At 61.8% G+C, this 19,788-nt stretch carries 17 protein-coding genes and 1 tRNA gene; 2 read left to right on the top strand and 16 right to left on the bottom strand.

Annotated features, from left to right (window positions below):
• Positions 1-50: 50 nt before the first annotated feature.
• The 12 genes from hisI to GKC41_RS07590 form a co-directional block, all read right to left on the bottom strand.
• On the bottom strand, positions 51-464 hold the full coding sequence (gene hisI / locus GKC41_RS07645) for a phosphoribosyl-AMP cyclohydrolase (RefSeq protein ID WP_154313659.1): 414 nt from the start codon (positions 462-464) through the stop codon (positions 51-53).
• 140 nt (positions 465-604) lie between these two features.
• A complete protein-coding gene (hisF, locus tag GKC41_RS07640) occupies positions 605-1,381 on the bottom strand; it encodes an imidazole glycerol phosphate synthase subunit HisF (protein WP_154313658.1) in 777 nt (258 codons plus the stop codon).
• A 113-nt stretch (positions 1,382-1,494) separates the two neighbouring features.
• Positions 1,495-2,682, bottom strand: a complete 1,188-nt coding sequence (rlmN, locus tag GKC41_RS07635; protein WP_418904397.1) for a 23S rRNA (adenine(2503)-C(2))-methyltransferase RlmN — start codon at positions 2,680-2,682, stop codon at positions 1,495-1,497.
• A gap of 44 nt (positions 2,683-2,726) precedes the next feature.
• Positions 2,727-3,716 carry a phosphatidate cytidylyltransferase gene (locus GKC41_RS07630; protein WP_154313657.1) on the bottom strand — a complete coding sequence of 330 codons (990 nt, stop codon included), beginning with the start codon at positions 3,714-3,716 and terminating at the stop codon, positions 2,727-2,729.
• A 25-nt stretch (positions 3,717-3,741) separates the two neighbouring features.
• Positions 3,742-4,296: a ribosome recycling factor gene (gene frr / locus GKC41_RS07625; RefSeq protein ID WP_154313656.1), complete on the bottom strand. Its 555-nt coding sequence runs from the start codon at positions 4,294-4,296 to the stop codon at positions 3,742-3,744.
• Positions 4,297-4,410: 114 nt separating this feature from the next.
• On the bottom strand, positions 4,411-5,166 hold the full coding sequence (gene pyrH, locus GKC41_RS07620; protein ID WP_154313655.1) for a UMP kinase: 756 nt from the start codon (positions 5,164-5,166) through the stop codon (positions 4,411-4,413).
• 217 nt (positions 5,167-5,383) lie between these two features.
• A complete protein-coding gene (gene tsf, locus GKC41_RS07615; RefSeq protein WP_015021749.1) occupies positions 5,384-6,235 on the bottom strand; it encodes a translation elongation factor Ts in 852 nt (283 codons plus the stop codon).
• A gap of 27 nt (positions 6,236-6,262) precedes the next feature.
• On the bottom strand, positions 6,263-7,132 hold the full coding sequence (gene rpsB / locus GKC41_RS07610; protein WP_154313654.1) for a 30S ribosomal protein S2: 870 nt from the start codon (positions 7,130-7,132) through the stop codon (positions 6,263-6,265).
• A gap of 225 nt (positions 7,133-7,357) precedes the next feature.
• A complete protein-coding gene (locus tag GKC41_RS07605; RefSeq protein ID WP_015021747.1) occupies positions 7,358-7,840 on the bottom strand; it encodes a peptide deformylase in 483 nt (160 codons plus the stop codon).
• A gap of 3 nt (positions 7,841-7,843) precedes the next feature.
• Positions 7,844-9,826 carry an AMP-dependent synthetase/ligase gene (locus GKC41_RS07600; RefSeq protein WP_154313653.1) on the bottom strand — a complete coding sequence of 661 codons (1,983 nt, stop codon included), beginning with the start codon at positions 9,824-9,826 and terminating at the stop codon, positions 7,844-7,846.
• Between the two features lie 38 nt (positions 9,827-9,864).
• Positions 9,865-10,419, bottom strand: a complete 555-nt coding sequence (locus tag GKC41_RS07595) for a hypothetical protein (protein ID WP_154313652.1) — start codon at positions 10,417-10,419, stop codon at positions 9,865-9,867.
• A 199-nt stretch (positions 10,420-10,618) separates the two neighbouring features.
• Complete coding sequence (locus GKC41_RS07590; RefSeq protein WP_154313651.1) at positions 10,619-11,743, bottom strand: GuaB3 family IMP dehydrogenase-related protein; 1,125 nt, start codon at positions 11,741-11,743, stop codon at positions 10,619-10,621.
• Between the two features lie 163 nt (positions 11,744-11,906).
• Between GKC41_RS07590 and GKC41_RS07585 the strand changes: the two genes are divergently transcribed.
• Positions 11,907-13,157, top strand: a complete 1,251-nt coding sequence (locus tag GKC41_RS07585) for an NADP-dependent isocitrate dehydrogenase (RefSeq protein WP_154313650.1) — start codon at positions 11,907-11,909, stop codon at positions 13,155-13,157.
• 205 nt (positions 13,158-13,362) lie between these two features.
• Complete coding sequence (locus GKC41_RS07580) at positions 13,363-14,976, top strand: hypothetical protein (RefSeq protein WP_324612103.1); 1,614 nt, start codon at positions 13,363-13,365, stop codon at positions 14,974-14,976.
• Here GKC41_RS07580 and GKC41_RS07575 read toward each other — a convergent pair.
• From GKC41_RS07575 to GKC41_RS07560, 4 genes are all read right to left on the bottom strand, one after another.
• On the bottom strand, positions 14,946-16,772 hold the full coding sequence (locus GKC41_RS07575) for an AMP-dependent synthetase/ligase (protein WP_195760209.1): 1,827 nt from the start codon (positions 16,770-16,772) through the stop codon (positions 14,946-14,948). The two genes, GKC41_RS07580 and GKC41_RS07575, sit on opposite strands and share 31 nt — an antisense overlap.
• A 119-nt stretch (positions 16,773-16,891) precedes the next feature.
• Complete coding sequence (locus GKC41_RS07570) at positions 16,892-17,557, bottom strand: M23 family metallopeptidase (RefSeq protein WP_154313648.1); 666 nt, start codon at positions 17,555-17,557, stop codon at positions 16,892-16,894.
• Between the two features lie 195 nt (positions 17,558-17,752).
• Positions 17,753-19,288, bottom strand: coding sequence for an alpha-N-arabinofuranosidase (locus GKC41_RS07565; RefSeq protein WP_324612101.1), 1,536 nt, complete (start codon positions 19,286-19,288; stop codon positions 17,753-17,755).
• A gap of 389 nt (positions 19,289-19,677) precedes the next feature.
• Positions 19,678-19,750: transfer RNA gene (locus GKC41_RS07560), tRNA-Asn, on the bottom strand.
• Positions 19,751-19,788: the final 38 nt, after the last annotated feature.

Genomic DNA, 19,788 nt, shown 5'->3' with positions numbered 1-19,788 from the left:
CAGTTTCCTGTATGTTCCCTGCCACAACCTTAGCGTCTTTCTGCACCGGATTACCCTTCCTCGCTCTGCATTTGTGCCTGTGTACGGTTGCCTTGCACCGCGGGCAAGGGTCCTCCGGCTTCAAAACACGACCTGTGTCCGGTGTGGCAGGCCGCCCCCACTTGGTCTACTTCGACAAGCAGCGCATCCCCGTCGCAGTCAATGCTGACTCCCTTGACGTATTGGACATGCCCGGAGGTGTCTCCCTTACGCCAGTATTCCTGTCTGGAGCGTGACCAGAAGGTGACCCTACCCGTGGTCAGCGTTCGTCTTAAGGCCTCCTCATCCATGTACCCGACCATGAGGACCTGACGGCTGTCATACTGCTGGACCACAGCTGCCACAAGTCCCTTGGCATCCTTCTTGAGCCTGGCCGCTATGCTCGGATCCAAACGTGCTTCCTCGTTCTTCGAAAACTGTGACATTGATCCTCATTCTCCCGATTTGTCCGACTTAACTTTGCCGCTTGATTGTTTAAGGTACGGATAGGGTTTCCCGATGGCTGCCAACCGGGCCTGCAAAAGCCATGCACCTTGTGGTGCCGAAATTATCTGCGTGGACTGGTTCAGGCCTGCCATCGAACCGGATAACCGGCTGCATGGAGCGCCTGCTTGACGTCCTTGATGGACACCTGGCCAAAATGGAAGACGGAAGCCGCCAGGACCGCGTCGGCCCCGGCCTTGACAGCAGGAGGAAAATCGGCGGCCTTGCCGGCCCCTCCACTTGCTATGAGCGGCAGTGATACAGCCTTGCGCACATCGGCGATCATCTCCAGATCGAAGCCCTGACGGGTGCCGTCCGCATCCATGGAATTGAGGAGAATCTCGCCGGCCCCGAGCACCTGGGCCTGTTTGACCCAGTCGATGGCATCGATGCCGGTGGACTGGTGACCGCCCATAGTGGTCACCTCATATCCCGAGGTAATGCCCTGTGCATCAGATCGGCGGGCATCGACCGAGAGCACCAGGACCTGGCGACCGAACCGCTGGGCGATGTCGTCGATGACCTGCGGATTGGCGATGGCTGCCGTGTTGATCCCGACCTTGTCTGCCCCGGATCTCAGGAGAGTGTCGACATCCTGAGGGCTGCGCACACCTCCGCCGACGGTCAGCGGAATGAAGATCTGGTCGGCAGTGCTTTTGACCAGGTCCACCATGGTGGCTCGCCCACTGCCCGAAGCGGTCACATCCAGAAAGGTGAGTTCGTCGGCTCCCTGTTGGTAATAGGCGGAAGCCAGTTCGACAGGGTCACCCGCATCGCGCAGGTTCTTGAAGTGGACGCCTTTGACCACACGGCCCTGGTCGACATCAAGACAGGGAATGACACGAACCGCTACCGTCATGCGACCTGCCTTCCTGCCTGAACCGAATTGTTTGAGTCACGACATTAGCTTCTGCGGTGTCTGAAGACTACCGCATGTCCACACTATGGCATGACCACTTTGCAAACGCTGAATCAGGCCTGGAGCTTGACGGCCTTGGCTGCCAGCTGTCCGCAGGCGCCGTCGATGTCCGATCCGCGGGTGTCCCTCATGGTTGCAGTAATGCCGGCCTTGTGAAGGATGTCCAGGAAGCGCTGCTCATCCTCGGGCTTGGAGGCTGTCCAGCGGGATCCCTCAATCGGATTCAAAGGTATGGGATTGACGTGCGCCCAGTCGTCCCCGTAGTGGTTGAGGCGCTTGGCCAGAAGGCGGGCATGCTCGGCCTGATCGTTGATGCCGCGCATCAGGGCATACTCGATGCTGACCCGTCTGCCGCCGGCCAGGTAGTAGTCGTGGGCTGCATCCAGGACCTGCGTGGTGTTGAAGCGGCGGTTCATGGGAACCAGCTCGTCGCGCAGCTTGTCGCTGGGAGCATGGAGGGAGACGGCCAGGCGAACCGGGATTCCCTCTTTGGTCAGTTTGCGGATACCGGGGACCACGCCGACCGTGGAGACGGTGATGTTCCTGGCCGAGATGCCGAATCCCTTGGGCGGCAGGGCGCTGATCTGCCTGACTGCGGAAAGCACGGCCCGGTAGTTGCCCATGGGTTCGCCCATCCCCATGAAGACGATATTGCTCAGACGACCTGGACCTCCGGCAACCTGTCCGGACTTCATCATCCGGGAGGCGGCCCGGACCTGCTCCAGAATCTCACCGGTTGACATGTTCCGGGTCAGGCCCAGCTGACCTGTGGCGCAGAAGGGGCAGCCCATACCGCAACCGACCTGGCTGGAGATGCAGAGGGTGGCCCTGGAGGGGTAGCGCATGAGCACGGATTCGATCCTGGATCCGTCGAAGAGCTCCCAGAGGGTCTTGATGGTGGTCCCCTGATCCGCCTTCTGAACGGTGACCGGGGTGATCAGTTCAGGGAAGAAGCGGTGTGCGGCCTCCTGGCGGCTGGCCGCGGGAAAGTCCGTGAAGTCGTCCGGGTCGATGGACAGATGATTGAAGTAATGGTTGGCCAGTTGCGAGACCCGGAATTTTGGCAGGCCCAGTTGAGCGCAGACCTCCTGACGCTCCTTCTGGTCCATGTCCGTAAAGTGGCGCGGCGGCTTGCCTCGCCGGGCGTGGTCGGCCGCCAGAACGTCCCTGAAGGCCCCATCCTTGCCTCCGGGTGTGATGCCGGTCTCAGGCTCGTCACCAGTCATGTCGACATCCGTCATACCTCAACCTCATCCTGTATCAATCTTCCGACCATCAATTCCGGTCACAGGCCGGTAATCAAAAGAACCAGTGTGATGAACGGTGCGGACATGAGGATGGAATCCACCCTGTCAAGCACCCCGCCGTGGCCCTTGAGCAGGTGGCCCATGTCCTTGATCCCCAGGTCGCGTTTGATCAAGGAGGCACTCAGGTCCCCGAGGGTGCCTGTAGCTCCGACCATGATGCCCATGAGCAGGGCGACCCACCAGATTCGTCCCCAATCCGCCATGGGGTAGGTGGCCGCAAAGATGACCAGGGCGCCGACCAGGCAGCAGAGCATGGAGCCTGCCAGACCCTCCAAGGACTTGCCGGGCGAGATGCGGGGCGAGATCTTGTGCTTGCCGAAGAGCGAGCCGAAGAGAAGACCGCCGATGTCGCTCAAGGCAGGCAGGAAAATCACCATGAAAGCATGTGCGGCGGGATGCCCGCCGAAGGTGGTGGGCAGGGTTATCAGACAGGCCAGGAGGGTGATGTAGACAACGGTCAGGAGGGTGACTCCCACATTGGCCAGGCTGCTTGACCGGCTCTCACCCTCTGCGGTGCCGTAGGAGGCATCGGCCATGGTCTGAGCATCCTTGCCCGACAGCTTGGCGTTCACCGCCTTGAGCAGACGGCCGCCCAGACGATGGCTGCGGGTGGCCGCAAGGGCACCGACCAGGGCAGTGATCAGAACACCTGCGGTCATGACCGCCACATGGTCCGGCGCGTAGAACGAGGCCAGCATGGTGGCCGCCGAGCATACCCACAGCTCGACCACCGGTATGTGCAGGCCCGCCGTGGCAAAGTCCACCCTGAGCTCCCAGAGCCCCAGGGTCATGAAGATCACGATCAGATAGATGAATGCGTCGATGCGCACCAGGATGCAGGCCAGGATGATGACCACCAGAAGCGCACCGGTAGCCACCGCCTGCGGCATGTTGCGCCCGGTCCGTTTGTTCAGGGTTGCGACTGCATCCTGACCTGCCTTCTCGGCTAAGCTTTCCTTGGTACTCATGAAGTGTGGACCCTCCCCAGGCGGATCAGACCTCGAGGATCTCCTTCTCCTTGGCATCCAGGAGCTGGTCGATCGTGTCGTTCTTCTGCTTGGTGACGGTCTCCAGCTCCTTCTGCAGCCGGTTGCCCTCGTCCTCGCCCAGGTCGCCGTCCTTGACCTTGGCCTCCAGCTCTTCCTTGACCTTGCGCCGGATGTTGCGGACGGCCACCTTGCCCTCCTCGGCCTTGTTCTTGGCCAGCTTGACGTAGTCCCGGCGGCGCTCCTCGGTCAGCTCGGGCATCGTGACCCTGATGACGTTGCCGTCACGGCTGGGGTTGACGCCCAGGTCGGAGTCGCGGATGGCCTTCTCGACCGCACCCGCCTGGGAGGGGTCGAGGGGGGTGACGGCCAGGGTACGAGGCTCCGGGACGCCGATGGATGCCAGTGACTTGATGGGCGTGGGAGTGCCGTAGTACTCCACCATGATGTCGTTGAGGAAGGAGGGGTTGGCGCGCCCGGTCCTGATCCCCGAGAAGTTCTCCTTGGTCGCCTCGATGCTCTTGTCCATCTGCCTGCCGGCCTGGTCCACCACTGTGGTCATGATCTGCTCCTTGCTGTATGGACCATCCGCCTGTGCGCGCGAGGTCCTTCATTCTTATACTCTACGGCCATAGGGCCACGGGGGCCAAGCGGCGTGGGGTCTGCACGCGACCGGTCACAGGGTGCGATCAGGGCCGCCGTGGACCAGGGTGCCCAGACGCTGGCCCTCGAGCGCGCCGGTCACGTTGCCTTCACCCTCCAGTCCGAAGACTCGGATGGGCATGTCGTTGTCCCGGGCCATGGACAGCGCTGCCGCATCCATGACGGCCAGATTGTCCACCAGGGCCCTCTGGTAGCTCAGATTGGTGAACATGCGCGCAGAAGCCTGCTTGTGCGGATCAGCCGTGTAGACGCCGTCCACACCGTTCTTGCCCATCAGGACCTCGACACAATGGATCTCCAAGGCCCGCTGGATGGAGACCGTGTCAGTAGAGAAGTAAGGCATGCCTGATCCTGCGCCGAAGATGACCACGCGCCCCTTCTCCAAGTGACGGATGGCCTTGAGCGGAATGTAGGGCTCGGCCACCTGGCCCATGGTGATGGCTGTCTGCACCCTGGTGGCCTGACCATCCTGCTCCAGGAAGTCCTGCAGGGCCAGGCAGTTCATGACCGTGCCCAGCATGCCCATGTAGTCGCCGCGCGAGCGTTCGATTCCGGCCTGGCTGAGCTCGGCTCCGCGGAAGAAGTTGCCGCCGCCCACCACGATGGCCACCTGCACGCCGCCCTGCACCGCCTGGACGATCTCCTTGGCCACCCGCTTGACCACCTGCACGTCGATGCCGACCTCGCCTCCCCCGAAGGCCTCTCCGGAGAGCTTGAGCAGCACACGACGAGGCGTTGCTGGGTTTTGCGCTGAATCGGATCCGGTCATAAAAGCCCTTTCTCCAGACATGATGACGGGCGGAATACGCCGCTAATAGGGTATCGGGGCTGGGCGACAACCCCTACCTGAGCAGGCCCTGGGAATTGACCAGGACAAACGAAGGGGAGCGACCACGAAGGCCACTCCCCTGCCATCAGTGCCGGCCGTCTGCCCATCCCTCAGACAGGCTCGGGCGAGACGACCCACGACATTGCCGGACTACCGACTACTCCTCGTCGCCCTTGCCGACCTCGAGACGGGCGAAGGCCAGAGCCTTGCCGCCAGCCTGCTTGAAGAGGTCGCCAATGGTCTTGGAGGTGTCCTTGACATACTGCTGCTCCAGCAGGACGGTCTCCTTGAAGAAGGCGTTCAGACGCCCCTCGACGATCTTGGGAATGATCTTCTCGGGCTTGCCTTCGGCCTGGGACTTCTCGGTGGCCACACGACGCTCGGACTCCACCACGTCGGCGGGCACATCCTCACGGCTGAGCCACTTGGGGCTCATGGCGGAGATCTGCAAGGCCACCTCATGGGCCACCTGGGCGCCGGCCTCATCAGTGGCGATCATGGCCACGATGGAGGGGGGCATCTCCACGGACTTGCGGTGGGCGTAGATCTCCACACGGGGACCTTCGACCCGGGCCACCTGGCCGACCTTGACGTGCTCATGGAAGAGCGCGCCGGCCTCCTCCACAGTCTCCTTGACGGTGCCCGACTTGGACGGAGCGGCATCGACCTGCTCGGCGTTGGAGGCATCAGCCTTGGCCACGTCGTCGATGACCTCCTGGCCGAACTCGACGAACTGAGGGGTCTTGGCCACGAAGTCGGTCTCGGAGTTGAGCTCGACGGCATAGCCGATCTGGCCCTGTCCACCCTCGACGACGGTGGAGGCGATCAGGCCCTCCTGAGCCTTGCGGCCCTCACGGGCACCTGCGGCCTGGATGCCGGTGGCGCGGATGATCTCCTTGGCGCGGGCCATGTCGCCCTCGGCCTCGGTCAGGGCCTTCTTGACGTCCATCATGCCGGCGCCGGTCTGATCACGCAGCTCCTTGATCAGTGCAGCGGTGATTTTTGCCATGAAACTCTCCTATCTAGACGCCAGATTTCAGGCGGCCTGATTGGCAGCGGGGGTCTCCTGCTGCGGTTGCTCAGGCTGCTCGGCTTGGGGAGCCTGAGCGGTCTCCTGGGCCTGCTCCTGTGGCTGTCCGTCCTTGTTCTCCAGCAGGTTCTTCTCCCACTCGGCCATGGGCTGGTCGGAGGCCTCCTCGGTCTTGGCGGCCTTGCCGGAGCGCTCCAGCAGACCGTCGGCCACGGCATCGGCCATGAGCCGGGTCAGCAGCTCAACGCCGCGAATGGCATCGTCGTTGGCGGGAATGGGGTAGGTGACGAGCTCGGGATCCGTGTTGGTGTCCACCAGGGCCACGACCGGGATGCCCAGCTTGTTGGCCTCGGAGACCGCCAGGGCCTCCTTGTTGATATCGACCACGAACAGGGCCGAAGGGGTGCGGCTCATGTTGCGGATGCCGCCCAGCTGGCGCTCCAGCTTGTCCTTCTCGCGCCGCAGTAGCAGGAGCTCCTTCTTGGTCAGCCCCGAGCCGTGCACATCGTCAAAGTCCATCTCCTCCAGCTCCTTCAAGCGGCCGACCCGCTTGGTCACGGTCTGGAAGTTGGTCAGCATGCCGCCCAGCCAGCGCTCGGAGACGTAGGGCATGTTCACCCGGGTGGCCTGGGCCTTGATGGCCTCCTGGGCCTGCTTCTTGGTCCCCACGAAGAGCACGGTGCCGTTGTGGGCCACGGTCTGCTTGATGAAGTCATAGGCCTGGTCGATCAGACCGAGCGACTTGAAGAGGTTGATGATGTGGATGCCGTTGCGCTCCATCAGGATGTACTGCTTCATCTTGGGGTTCCAACGACGGGTCTGGTGTCCGAAGTGGACGCCGGCCTTCAGCATTTCGCTCATGGTGATCTGTGCCATGTCCGTACCTTTCATTGTCGGTTATTGCCTGGCCATGTGCACCTGCGTGCAACTCCGGGGAGCCGACCGACACAGGACGTCGCGGACATGGCGCGAATTCGCGGCGTGTGTTCGGGAATACTCTTGGTGCGCCTGCCCACCCGTGACAGCGGACCTGCGCAATGACACGCCGAAGTACAATAATACCCGAGGCCAATGACCTCGGGTATTGTGTTCGCCCTCTGCCTACCTGGCTGATCTCAACTGCTGCATGGCCTTGCGGCGGACGTCGCTCTCCAGCCGATCCACGTAGACATGGCCGTCCAGATGATCGCACTCGTGCTGGATCATCCGCCCCATGATGCCATGGCCTTCGAGGGTCACCGTCTTGCCGTCCAGATCGATGCCGTGGGCTCGGGCGTAGTCGGCCCGCCTGGTCGGATACCAGAGGTTGGGCAGGGACAGGCATCCCTCTTCGCCATACTGCTCGCCGGAGGTCTTGTCGATGACCGGATTGATGATGTAGCCCACCTTGCCGCCGATGTTATACGAGAAGACGCGCAGGCCCACACCGATCTGGTTGGCCGACAGGCCTGCCCTGCCCGGATCGTCGACAGTGTCCACCAGGTCACGCACCAGACTGCGCACAGCCGGGGTGATGCTGGTCACAGGATCGCAAGGTGTGCGCAAAACCGGATCGGGAACCACTCTGATTGTACGAATCGCCACTGCCTACTCCTTGTCGTCCCGGCCGTCGCGGCCGTCCTTCTCGTCCTCTGGGGCTGCTTCCTCCTCTTGGCGGTCATCACGCTTGCGTCCGGTCATGCTGGCCAGGGAATCGCTCATGGTGGTCCGTGCCCTGCTGACGATGTCGTTCTCCTTGGCGGCGGGCTTGGCCGGCGTCCTGGGCGCGTAGAGGACCTTGTCCACAAGTTCGGCGTACTGGCGGAGCACCTCGGGGCGCACCACCTTCAGGCTGGGGGTCAGGGTACCGTCCTCCTGGCTGAAGTCCTTGTCCAGCACCAGGAACTTGCGCACCGACTCGGCCCGCGAGACGTTGCAGTTGGCCTTGTCCACATACTGCTGGATGAAGGCATGGATGGCATCGTTGTGGCTGGCCTGCTCCAGGCTCATGTCAGCGTCCAGACCCTGGGAGGTCAGCCAGGACTTGAGCATACCGGCATCCAGGGTGACCAGGGCGCCTACGAAGGGCCTACCGTCGCCTACGACCACGGCCTGGGAGACTATCGGGCAGGTGCTGATGACATCCTCCAAGGGAGCCGGGCTGACGTTCTTACCGCCGGCGGTGATGATGACGTCCTTCTTGCGGCCCGTGATGAAGACGAAGCCCTGGTCGTCTATCTGGGCCAGATCGCCGGTGTGCAGCCAGCCGTCCTTGTCGAGCACAGTGGAATCCAGCTCGGGCTGGTGGTAGTAGCCCATGAAGACGCTGGGGCCCTTGACCAGAAGCTCGTCGTCGTCGCTCAGCCTGACCGTGATGCCCGAGCCGGGGCGGCCGACCGACCCCACCTCGTTGGCATCCTCGAAGTTGACGATACAGGGGGCAGCCGTCTCGGTCATCCCGTAACCCTGGATGAAGGTGATCCCATCGATTCCGTTGAAGAAATGGGCCAGGTCGGCGTTCATAGGCGCGCCGCCGCAGGCCAGGTAGCTCAGGTTGGAACCCAGGGCGGACTCGATCGTGTTGCCGACGGTCTTGGTATAGAAGGCGTGGGCCAGGCGGGTCAGCGGCGAGTGGCCGCGCCCCTCCTGCTCATCCTTGGACCACTTGATAAAGTGCTTGGTGGCCTTGGCAAAGACCTTGCCGGCCAGACCTGTGCCGGCCTTCTGCGAGGCGGCGTTGTAGACCTTCTCGAAGACACGGGGCACGCCCAACAGATAGGTGGGACGGAAGGTGCGCAGGTCGGTCAGCAGGTGCTTGGCATTGGAGACGTATCCGACCACGCCCTGGGCGCCGATGGCCACGTACTGGATGTAGCGGGCGAAGCAGTGTGCCAGGGGCAGGAAAAGCATCAGACGGGAGGGGGCTGCCAGCATGTGGTAGAGCACGTCCCAGCCCACGAAGACGATGTGGACGAAGTTCCGGTTGGAGAGCATGGCGCCCTTGGGCTCACCGGTTGAGCCCGAGGTGTAGACGATGGTGGCCAGATCGTCGGCCTTTACCTGGGCGATGGCCTGGTCCAGACGCTCGTCGTCGATCCCCTGGCCGAATTCGCTGACCGCGTTCAGACCCCCGGCTTCGAAGTTGAAGACGTACTTGAGTTTGGGCGAGGATCCCCGGACCTGCTCCAGAATCTGCGCATGCTCCGAGTCGCCGGCGAAGGCCAGTACACAGTCCACGTCCTGAACGATCTTCTGGGCCTGGCTGGGCGAGTCGGTCTCATAGATGGGCACCGAGACCGCACCTATGGCGGCGCAGGCGAAATCCGTAACCCCCCAGTCATAGCTGGTGGAGGCGTAGATGACCACGGTACTGCCCTTTTCCACGCCCAGAGCCATCATGCCCTTGGCCACGGCGCGAACCCGTGCGGACATCTGCCCGGCTTTGACATCGTGCCAGTTTCTGGTCATGGGATCCTGCCACTGGGCAACCAGCTCCTCAGGGTCGCGGGCGGTGCGTTTTGCCAGGAGTGAATAGATGGTGTCCTTGTCCGTCGTCGGGTGTTGAAGCTCGACCGTATATTCACGCAACATACCCACCATCATATGGGTCAACCCGCCAAAGCCGCCGCCTAGCCCATGTCGAAGCGCACACATAGCCAGCGCGAGCCGCTTCTTGCAACGATCAGGTTAGTCAGCACCGTGCGCTCGCCGACCAGGAATCCGATGGTGGTTTCGTACCGGTCGCGGTCAACGCGGTAGAGCTCGACCAGTTTAGGAATGAGTGGCAGGTAGGCCAGGCCGACATGATCCGACGTGGGGACCATGCCCAGATGCCGATCACGCATCAGCTGGGCCAGCATAGCCAACCGTTCCATGCAGACGCGGTTGAGCACACGGTCCAGGCTCTTCATCGGCAGACGGCCCCGCAGCACATCGAAGACCTTGGATGCCAGCGCACACAGGTTGACGAGAATGCGCTTCAGATCCGCCGTAAGACCCTCATGCCCGGCAGCATCTGTCGGCCGGACGAAGTTGACGGTTCGCACTGTCAGATTGATGTCACCAAGTCCCAGCGGCACCTGAGCACAGGTAGACGGCCACCAGCCGCCAAACTCCTGTCCCAGCGAATCCTCAATTGCCTGATCCCCATCCCAGGTCGGCGCCAGATCCATATACTCCGTCATACTTCTCTCCTCGCACTTCTATGTGCTTGTTCCCCCTCTCATGCCGGCGAGGTGCACTGGGCGACCGACGCAACGACAGCGATTACGTCCAGAGTATGAATGCGCTCAGGCATTGTAAAGGCCGGTTCAGGAATGTGGTCAACCTGAACCGGCCTTGATACGGATTGTGGATAAATAGGCTTTGAATGCCCTGTCCTGCTTAGCAGCGGGAAGCCGGAGTCACTGCTACGCGGCACTTCTGGAAGTTCTTGACATCCACGTAACCGGTGGAGGCCATGGCCCGGCGCAGTGCTCCGATCAGGTTCAGGCTGCCATCGGTGCGATCGCTGGGTCCGAAGAGTATGCGCTCCAGGCTCCCCACCTGGCCGACCTGGACCCTGCGACCCCTAGGCAGCTCAGGATGATGGGCCTCGGCCCCCCAGTGCATGCCCTGGCCGGGAGCCTCCGTGGCCTTGGCCAGGGGCGTGCCCAGCATGACCGCGTCGGCCCCCATGGCCAAGGCCTTGACGAAGGACCCAGAGGTGCCGGTCTCCCCGTCGGCTATGACCTGAACATAGCGGCCACCGGACTCGTCCAGGTAGTCGCGACGCGCTTCGGCCACATCCGAGATGGCCGTGGCCATAGGTGCCTGAATTCCGATGGTGGCAGAGTCAGTTGAGGATGCTCCCCCGCCGAACCCGACCAGCACCCCGGCGGCACCCGTGCGCATCAGATGCAGGGCGGCCTGGTAGGTGGCGGCCCCGCCGACGATGACCGGAACATCCAAGTCGTAGATGAACTTCTTCAAATCCAAGGGCTCATGGCTGGTGGAGACATGCTCGGCCGAGACCGCCGTGCCGCGGATCACGAAGAGATCCACGCCTGCGTCGACCACTGTGGTGTAGAACTCCTGGGTACGCTGGGGCGACAAGGCACCGGCCACCGTGACCCCGGCCTTGCGAATCTCCTGCAGACGGCGGGTGATCAGCTCCGCCTTGACCGGCTCCCGGTAGGCTTCCTGAATGACCCCGGTCGCCTGCTCCGGAGAGGCGTGGGCTATACGGTCCAGCTGCGGACGCGGATCCTCATAACGGGTCCACAGTCCCTCCAGGTCCAGCACACCCAGTCCGCCCATCCGTCCCAGGGCTATGGCCGTCTCCGGGCTGGTGACCGAATCCATGGGCGCTGCCAGCAGGGGTAGGTCGAACTCGTAGGCATCCACCTGCCAGGCCGTGGAGACATCCTGGGGATCCCTTGTCCTTCGTGATGGGAGTATGGAGACATCATCGAGCGTGTAGGCCATCGTGGCCTTCTTGCCGAGACCGATTTCGATTTCCTGTGTCATGTCTGCCAGCCTAGCGCCTCATGATGACGCTCCAGCGTGCTACGAACGGGTTACGAGCAGGGGAACAGAGAGTAACAAACTTGGGATAGAACTGTTCGCGAGCGCAACTGCGGCACCGGGAGCAGGATACGGCCCCCGACCCGCCCACTGTTAGGAGGCCGCCATGGAGAAGATCGCCGTGAAGGGACGCATCGTCGAGCTCGACGGTGACGAGATGACCCGGATCATCTGGAAAATGATCAAGGAGCGGCTGATTCTGCCCTATCTGGATGTGGACCTGGACTATTACGACCTGGGCATCCGCAACAGGGACGCCACCGACGACAAGGTCACCGTGCAGGCGGCCCAGGCCATCCAGCGCGAGCATGTGGGCGTCAAGTGCGCCACCATTACACCTGACGAGGCCCGGGTGAAGGAATTCGGACTCAAGCGTATGTGGAAGTCGCCCAACGGCACCATCCGCAATATTCTTGGCGGAACCATCTTCCGCGAGCCCATCGTCATCGACAACATCCCCAGGCTGGTCCCCGGATGGTCCAAGCCCATAGTGGTGGCCCGCCATGCCTTTGGCGACCAATACCAGGCCACTGATTTCACCGTGCCTGGGCCAGGGAAGCTGAGCGTCACTTTCACACCCGAGGACGGGAGCGACCCGGTGACCCGGGAAGTGACCGTCTACCCGGGTCCGGGCGTGGCCCAGGTGCAGTTCAACCTTGACGACTCCATCCGCGACTTCGCGCGCTCCTGCTTCAACTATGCCCTGCAGAGGCACTATCCGGTCTACCTGAGTACCAAGAACACCATCCTCAAGGCCTACGACGGCCGTTTCAAGGACATTTTCGCCCAGGTCTACGAGCAGGAGTACCGGAATCGGTTCGAACAAGAGGGACTGACCTACCAGCATCGGCTGATCGACGACATGGTGGCCTCCTCGCTCAAATGGCAGGGCGGCTATGTCTGGGCCTGCAAGAACTATGACGGCGATGTCCAGTCCGATGCAATAGCCCAAGGGTTCGGGTCCCTTGGCCTCATGACCTCCATGCTGATGACGGCCGACGGGCAGACCGTAGAGGCCGAAGCCGCCCATGGGACCGTGACCAGGCATTACCGGCGCTGGCTCAAGGGTGAGACTACTTCCACCAACCCGATAGCCTCCATTTTCGCCTGGACGGGCGGACTCAAGCAGCGAGCACGGCTGGATGACACACCCAGGGTAGCCCAGTTCGCACAAACCCTGGAGTCCGTAGTCATCGAGACCGTCCGCTCCGGCCGCATGACCAAGGATCTGGCCAACCTGGTCGGTCCTGATCAGCCATGGCTGGACACCGAGGGGTTCATGGATGCCCTGGACCAGGCCCTTGCCGAGCGTATGGCTTCAACTGCGACAGAGGCCACAGAACACAGGGCGGACTGACAGATCAGACAGAGCATCATCTCCCAGCCATTACATGCGGTTGAAACAGGCGGAAATCTGCTGAGTCCAGCCTTGACCGTCTGCTCCCTGGCGAGAAGCTTGTGCGCAAAAGCAAGGAGACCCCATACGCTCCTGCCCGAGAACCCATAGAATGGTTGCTCGGGACCCGGCCAGAGCCGGGCTCTGTCGGAACGAAGGAGCGAATGTGAAGAAGACCGGCTTTGCACGGCATTTGTCCGGCTTGCTGGCCCTGCTGGCATGCCTGGTCATGGTGGCATCGACTGGTGCTTGCGGTCCGGCAATGGGCGGAGGGAAACAATCACCGAGCGCCCCGCAGAGCCCGGCGACCTCAACGGCAGCTGCCGAAGCACCGGGTCGGGTGGCCATTTTCACTCCCTCCGACGGCATCACCCTCTCCCAGCACACGCCCATCAACAAGTGGGCCGCCCTGGTTCCAGAGCTCAAGACGGCACTGACCAAGGAAAATCTTTCCGACAAGCGCATCGATACCTATACCAGCGGGAATCTGGAGGACCAAAGCAAGGAACTGCAGGATTACGTGGTCAGCCGTCTTTCGGAGCGCAAGGCCGGAAAGGCCTCAGAGCCGACCACACTAGTGGTGGCACCCATGACCTCGCCAGACTCCATTACCCGCCAGTACGGCGACTACATCAGCAAGTCACTGGTTGCCGATGCCAAGGACAAGTCGCGCGCACGTCTGGTCTCATCTCTGCGTCTGGCCGCGGGCGCGGGTATGCATGTGGTGGTGCTGGCCAATCAGGTTCCGGGCATTGAGCCGGATTTGTTCGTACAGCTGTCCGATGCTCGGGCCATCGGTCAGATGCAGGCGGACAAGCTGGCCAGCAAGCTGGAACTGGACAAGGTCAGCAGGAACAACCCCTGCCGCATCGAGATTCTGCTGCCGAACCGCACAGCCGAGACATCCTCCTCTGATGCAACCTCTGCGGACAAGGATGCTGAATCCGGCCAGGCTGAGCAGGACCAGCAAGAGGAGCAGGATGAGCAGAGTTCTTTCCCCGCCCAGGCCTTCGCTGGAATCTGGCAGGTGCTGGGTCCTTATTTCAAGGACGGGCGGGTTGTCAGTCCATCGGGACGTTTGAATGCAGATAGCACCGAAAAGGACTGGCAGGCGGTCGCCTTCGATCCAGGCAAGGATGCTTCGGCTACAGGCAAAGAGCTGGCGACCCGCCTGGCCATGAACACCGGCGCCAAGACCCACACCGAAGTGGATGGCATTCTGGCCATGAACGACTTCATCGTTTCCGGAGTGGTTTCTGAGCTCGGGGATCTGGGATACCGGGGTTCGTCAGCGGACGTCAACCCGGAGATCTCCATATCAGGTATCGTGGGATCCATGGCCGGCCGCCAGGATCTGCACCGACAGCGCGTGCCCAAACCCGCCCAAAGCCCTACACCCCAGAATTCGACGGGGTCGCAAGCGGATTCTTCGCAGACTACGGGTAAAACCCAGGAATCAATGCCCTCGGACGACCACACTGCCTGGCCCATCATCAGCGGATACGGCGCCTACGTCGACAACATTCCTCAAATCGTGGACGGACAGCAGTGGATGACCGGACTTGAGGACAGGCAGGGGCTTGCGGCTGATATTGCCAAGGTCTGCGTCGGCCTCAACAGCCAGGGCAAGGTGCCAGCAATGGAGACGATCCAGACCGTCAACCAGGACGGCAAACAGGTGCGTCGCCTGTCAAGACCCCTGGTCGCGGTTTCGGCCTCCAACCTCAAGGCGGCGCTGATCGATACAGGCTACATCAAGCCAGCCGACGCAGGTCTTTGAGCATAAATCTCCTGCTCAATCCTGTCCTCATACCGCTTGAGAACCTCCTGACGGCGGGGCTTGTATGATGCGGTCAGCAATCCGTTTTCACGAGTAAAGTCCTGGTCCAGAATCAGATAGCGGCGGATACCCTCGGCCCGGGATACCTGAGCGTTGGCCGCGTCCACGGCACGATCGACCTCGGTGCGGATGATGGGGTTCTCCCCGGCCGCAGCGGCATCTTTCAAGGGCTCAGCGCCCTGGTCCCGCAGCCAGCGGGCAACCTCATCGGGATTGAGTGTTATCAGGGCCGAGATGAATGGTCTGCGGTCCCCGATGACCATGCAGTGGCTGATGATGGGCGAGCGTTCAACAGCCGTCTCCAACAGCGCCGGCGAAATGTTCTTGCCTCCTGCAGTGATGATGATCTCCTTGCGCCGGCCAGTCAGCCGAACGAACCCGTCATCGTCCAGACTGCCCAGATCGCCGGTCAGCAGCCAGCCGTCGCGAATCTGCCTGGTGGTGATTTCGGGATGGTTGTGGTAGCCCATGCAGACATCCGGGCCCTTGACACAGAGCTGGCCCTCCTGGTCGATGCCCACAGTGATGCCGGGCATGGGCAGACCGATGGTGCCCAGCCGATAGCCTTCGGTTGGGTTGACTGTCACAGGACCCATGGTCTCAGTCATACCGTAGCCCTCCAGCAGGGGCAGGCCTATGCCATTGAAGAAGTCCGCAATGTCCCTGTCCAGGGGGGCGCCGCCCGAAATGGCATACTTGACCCGGCCGCCCAGGGCCTCCAGGATGGGATCGTAGACGGTTCCCGTGTACATGAGGTGCTTGGTCTTCAGCGACATGGGGACGCGGGTGCCGTTCTGTTGATGGCGGGACCACTGCCTGGCCACTCCTGCGGCATCAAGGAAAATTCTGCCCCGGGTGCCTGTGCCTGCTCGCTGGGAGGCGGCGTTGTAGATCTTCTCGAAGATTCGGGGCACAGCCAGGATGAAAGTGGGTTTGAAGGTCTGCATGTCCTGCAGCAGATTGCGGATGGATCCGGTAAGCCCCAAGGTTAGGTCAGTAGCGATGGCGAAGAACTGCAGGCAGCGGGCGAAGGCGTGGGCCAGGGGCAGGCAGAGCAGAAGCCGTCTGCCGTCACCCAGGCATATGTCAGGGACTGCCTGAGCTCCCGATCGCACGGTGAAGACGATGTTGCTGTGGCTGAGTTCAATGCCCTTGGGCTTGCCCGTGGAACCTGAAGTGTAGACGATAGTGGCCAGGTCGGAGCCTTGCACCGAGTCGGCCCGGGCTTGGAAGTCCGCCTGGTCCACCGCCCGTCCGTAGGCGGTCATGGTGGTCAGCGCACCCCTGGTGATCACATACAGGTCGTTCAGATAGGCGCACTGGGAACGAACCGCGTCCACCCGGGCCCTCATGTCGTCATCCTCCAAAAAGGCCATGCCCACATGGGAGTCGTTGAAGATGCGCCGGATCTGATCGGGCGAGTCCGTCTCGTAGACCGGAACCGTCACCGCTCCAATGGATAGGATGGCCATGTCCAGGGCAGTCCACTCCCATCGGGTGTGCGACACGATGGCTACCGAGTCCCCCCGGCCTATACCCCGGGCCATAAGCCCCTTGGCCAGCGCGACAACGCGATCCCGGAACTCACGGGCCGTGATGGTGTTCCACTCACGTCCGCTCCGGTATTCGATCAAGGGATCGTCGCCCAGGCGCTCCACCCTGTCTTCAAGCAGGGAGAAGACGCTGGCATCAGCATCTATCGGCTTCTCAAGCGGACGCGTGAATTCTTGCTGCATGTTCTGCATGACCACTCCCTGCTGAAACGGCGTTATGCATAACGATTCTAACCGTTCTGCCGGGCTGGCGATATACCCGGTCTGCAAACGCGCGAGTCCTGCAAGCAAACCTCACATTCCTACAGTGGCTTGAGACGAATACGATGCCATCCGACCCTGACGCCAGGATCCAGATAATTGCCTTGATCGTCTTTCAGGCCCCAGTGAAGGCACTCCTGGGCGCAGTGGTCGGAGGCTCCCTGCAACCTTCCCCAGACTGCACCGGCCTGCAGTCGGGTTCCTGTCGGCAAGGAGCTCTGTGCAGGCTCATAGGTGGAGACCAGGTTGCCGTGACGTATGGAGACCACGTCCTTGCCCGCTACGGAACCTGCAAAGGCGATGACACCGTCTGCAGGGGCACGGATATTGCTGCCTGGCTCCGCCGCCAAATCCATCCCGCGATGACCGCTCAGCCATGGACGATCCGGGGGATCAAAGGGACGCGTAACCTGCGGGGCGGCCTTATCGCCAGTCAGGGGTTCAAGGGGCCACAGCCAGCCCCGGCGACAGGCTCTGGTCGATGAGGCAACTCGACCCTTCTGCGCCGGAGCCGTGACCGAAGGCAGGATCGGCGCAGGCTGAGCCGTGACGGTTGCCGTAGGCCCCGCAGCCGACAGGACCAGTGCCAGCGTCAACACCAGCAGGGTCCGGGGAAACCATGGGGGCCGACAGCCGGAAGGCATGATGGGCATCCGGCCGGTAACCCGCCTGATGCCCTTGTTCTTATGGTCACGCGCACAGGCCATAGTCGCACCTTCAATCCGTCATCGTGGATGCCCGATTGGGCGCCCACCATCATGATGGATTGGATGCCACAGCCGTGTGAACCGGAAGGAGGGATGTGGTCGAATATGTAATCGTCCACATCAACACAGACCTTAAAGGCACCGTAATCGAGGATCCTCGGAAGGTTCCCGGCCTGGACGCCTTTAGCGGCCTGTTCAAGCCAGATGGATGACCGTCCAAGAGATGGGAGGCAGTTGAAGAGTCAAGGCGTCCCCATCCATCCTGAAATCTCTCCGGTCATGCATGACGACCCGCTCCTGGTCTTCAAGCGTGTTGCGCGCCGAGGGGTCGTCCTCGTGCAGGGTGCTGACCGTGGCCTGCCGATCTCGATCCTGTTCGGGCAGGGCGATACTGAAATCAACAGAACGGTCAAGGCTGCGGTTGACTACAAAAACGCTGAGGGAGCCATCGGCACCTCTGACGGCCACTGAATCTGTCATGGGCACCTGGCCATAGCGGGATGTCTCATAGGTGTGGCCGCTCTGCAGGCTCTTGAGCACGCTGGCGCCCCGCGCATAACGGGCGGTCAGGGCGAATGGGTAGAAAATGGTCTGCCTCCAGGCCGGGCCGCCGGGCTTGGTCATGATGGGGGCAATGACGTTGACCAGCTGGGCCAGGCTGGCCGCATGAACGACGTCGGCATGCCTGAGCAGGGTGATCAGCAGGTCGCCCACCACCACGGCATCCGCCGCCGAATAGACATCCTCCAGGAGCGGCGCGCCTACGGGCCAATTGCCGATGCCTTCGGGCGATCTGCTGGCCTCAGCATCCTGGTACCAGACATTCCACTCGTCGAAGGAGATGAAAACCTGATGATCACTGCCCAGCCGGGCACGCGAGGCGGCGATGATGGCCTTTACGTCGGTGATGAAACTGTCCATGTCCACGCCGGAAGCCAAAAAGCTGGCCATGTCTCCATCCTTGGGCGCGTAATAGGCATGGCATGAGAGGAAGTTCACATTTTCGAAGCAGCGTTCCAGGACCGTGCGCTCCCAGAGGCCGAAAGTGGGCATGGTGTGCGAGGAGGATCCGCAGACAACCAGGTCCAAGTCCGGGTCGATCATCCGCATGGCCACAGCTGTCCGGTTAGCCAGATCGGCGTATTCCTCTGCACTCTTGTGGCCGATCTGCCAGTCGCCGTCCATCTCGTTGCCCAGGCACCACATCCTGATGTTGAAGGGGCGATCATGGCCGTTGGCGCGACGCCGTTCCGACAGCTCGGTGCCCGATGGCACATTGCAGTATTCGAGCAGATCCAGGGCCTCCTGCATGCCCCTGGTGCCCAGGTTGACGGCCTCCATGAGCTCGTTGCCGCCCAGCTTGTCCAGCCAGTCGCGCATCTCGTGCAGGCCGAACTCGTTGCTTTCGCCGGAGTGCCAGGCCAGGTCGAGACGACGGGGACGGCTTTCGCGCGGTCCCACGCCATCCTCCCAACGATAACCCGAGACGAAGTTGCCGCCCGGATATCGGATGGTGGTCACGCCCAGTTCCTTGACCAGATCCATGACGTCCCGGCGAAAGCCCTGTTCGTCTGCTGTCGGATGACCCGGCTCATAGATGCCCGAGTAGATTCCCCTGCCCAGGTGCTCCACGAAGGATCCGAAGAGGCGATCGTCAATGGGCGTGGACTCCTGCTCCTTATCTACCCTGAACTGTGCCCTGCCCCTGTGATTCTGCTGCCCTTGCGTCACTGTCCGACTCCTTCGTTCTGACTGTATCGTCCATGATTCTCGTCCATGTTGAAACTATGGAACATCTGAATAGTACAACGTTGTGAATTCGGCGAGCCACCCGTCTGTCGCCCCGTGCAGTCACAAAAACGCCTGTCCTAGTGCCGAACGACAGGCTGCATTATCATTTCGTCTCCCCAGAAAGGTGAGAGTATTTAAAATAGGCCGACAGCATCAGTCCTTGGGTCAGAAAGCTTCTCATCAATTCAATCGGTTGAGCATCCCGATACTCATATTTTCAACAACCAGGAGTATTCGAGACCGGGACAAGGGACATTTACTTGACAGATTGCACAATATAAAGACATCTGACGGATAAGAAAAACCGCCGGAGGACCGGCGGTTGAGAGCTCCCGCAGCTGGGCTTGAACCAGCGACATTTCGATTAACAGTCGAACGCTCTGCCAACTGAGCTATGCGGGAATGTCCCGTTCAACTCTCGCTGAACACAATTACCATAC

The organism is Bifidobacterium asteroides (assembly GCF_009683175.1).
GTDB classification, from domain to species: domain Bacteria; phylum Actinomycetota; class Actinomycetes; order Actinomycetales; family Bifidobacteriaceae; genus Bombiscardovia; species Bombiscardovia asteroides_H.
The sequence above is the reverse complement of the archived record's forward strand: the minus strand, read 5'-3'. Positions and strand labels throughout refer to the sequence as shown.

Bases quoted from the DNA above. Each gene is read 5' to 3' on its own strand.
- pyrH (WP_154313655.1), bottom strand. From the start codon at position 5,166: ATGACCGGATCCGATTCAGCGCAAAACCCAGCAACGCCTCGTCGTGTG.
- hisI (WP_154313659.1), bottom strand. From the start codon at position 464: ATGTCACAGTTTTCGAAGAACGAGGAAGCACGTTTGGATCCGAGCATA.
- GKC41_RS07585 (WP_154313650.1), top strand. From the start codon at position 11,907: ATGGAGAAGATCGCCGTGAAGGGACGCATCGTCGAGCTCGACGGTGAC.
- GKC41_RS07590 (WP_154313651.1), bottom strand. From the start codon at position 11,743: ATGACACAGGAAATCGAAATCGGTCTCGGCAAGAAGGCCACGATGGCC.
- rlmN (WP_418904397.1), bottom strand. From the start codon at position 2,682: ATGACGGATGTCGACATGACTGGTGACGAGCCTGAGACCGGCATCACA.
- GKC41_RS07570 (WP_154313648.1), bottom strand. From the start codon at position 17,557: ATGGCCTGTGCGCGTGACCATAAGAACAAGGGCATCAGGCGGGTTACC.
- GKC41_RS07575 (WP_195760209.1), bottom strand. From the start codon at position 16,772: ATGCAGCAAGAATTCACGCGTCCGCTTGAGAAGCCGATAGATGCTGAT.
- frr (WP_154313656.1), bottom strand. From the start codon at position 4,296: ATGACCACAGTGGTGGACCAGGCCGGCAGGCAGATGGACAAGAGCATC.
- GKC41_RS07600 (WP_154313653.1), bottom strand. From the start codon at position 9,826: ATGTTGCGTGAATATACGGTCGAGCTTCAACACCCGACGACGGACAAG.
- GKC41_RS07630 (WP_154313657.1), bottom strand. From the start codon at position 3,716: ATGAGTACCAAGGAAAGCTTAGCCGAGAAGGCAGGTCAGGATGCAGTC.
- GKC41_RS07595 (WP_154313652.1), bottom strand. From the start codon at position 10,419: ATGACGGAGTATATGGATCTGGCGCCGACCTGGGATGGGGATCAGGCA.
- rpsB (WP_154313654.1), bottom strand. From the start codon at position 7,132: ATGGCACAGATCACCATGAGCGAAATGCTGAAGGCCGGCGTCCACTTC.
- hisF (WP_154313658.1), bottom strand. From the start codon at position 1,381: ATGACGGTAGCGGTTCGTGTCATTCCCTGTCTTGATGTCGACCAGGGC.
- tsf (WP_015021749.1), bottom strand. From the start codon at position 6,235: ATGGCAAAAATCACCGCTGCACTGATCAAGGAGCTGCGTGATCAGACC.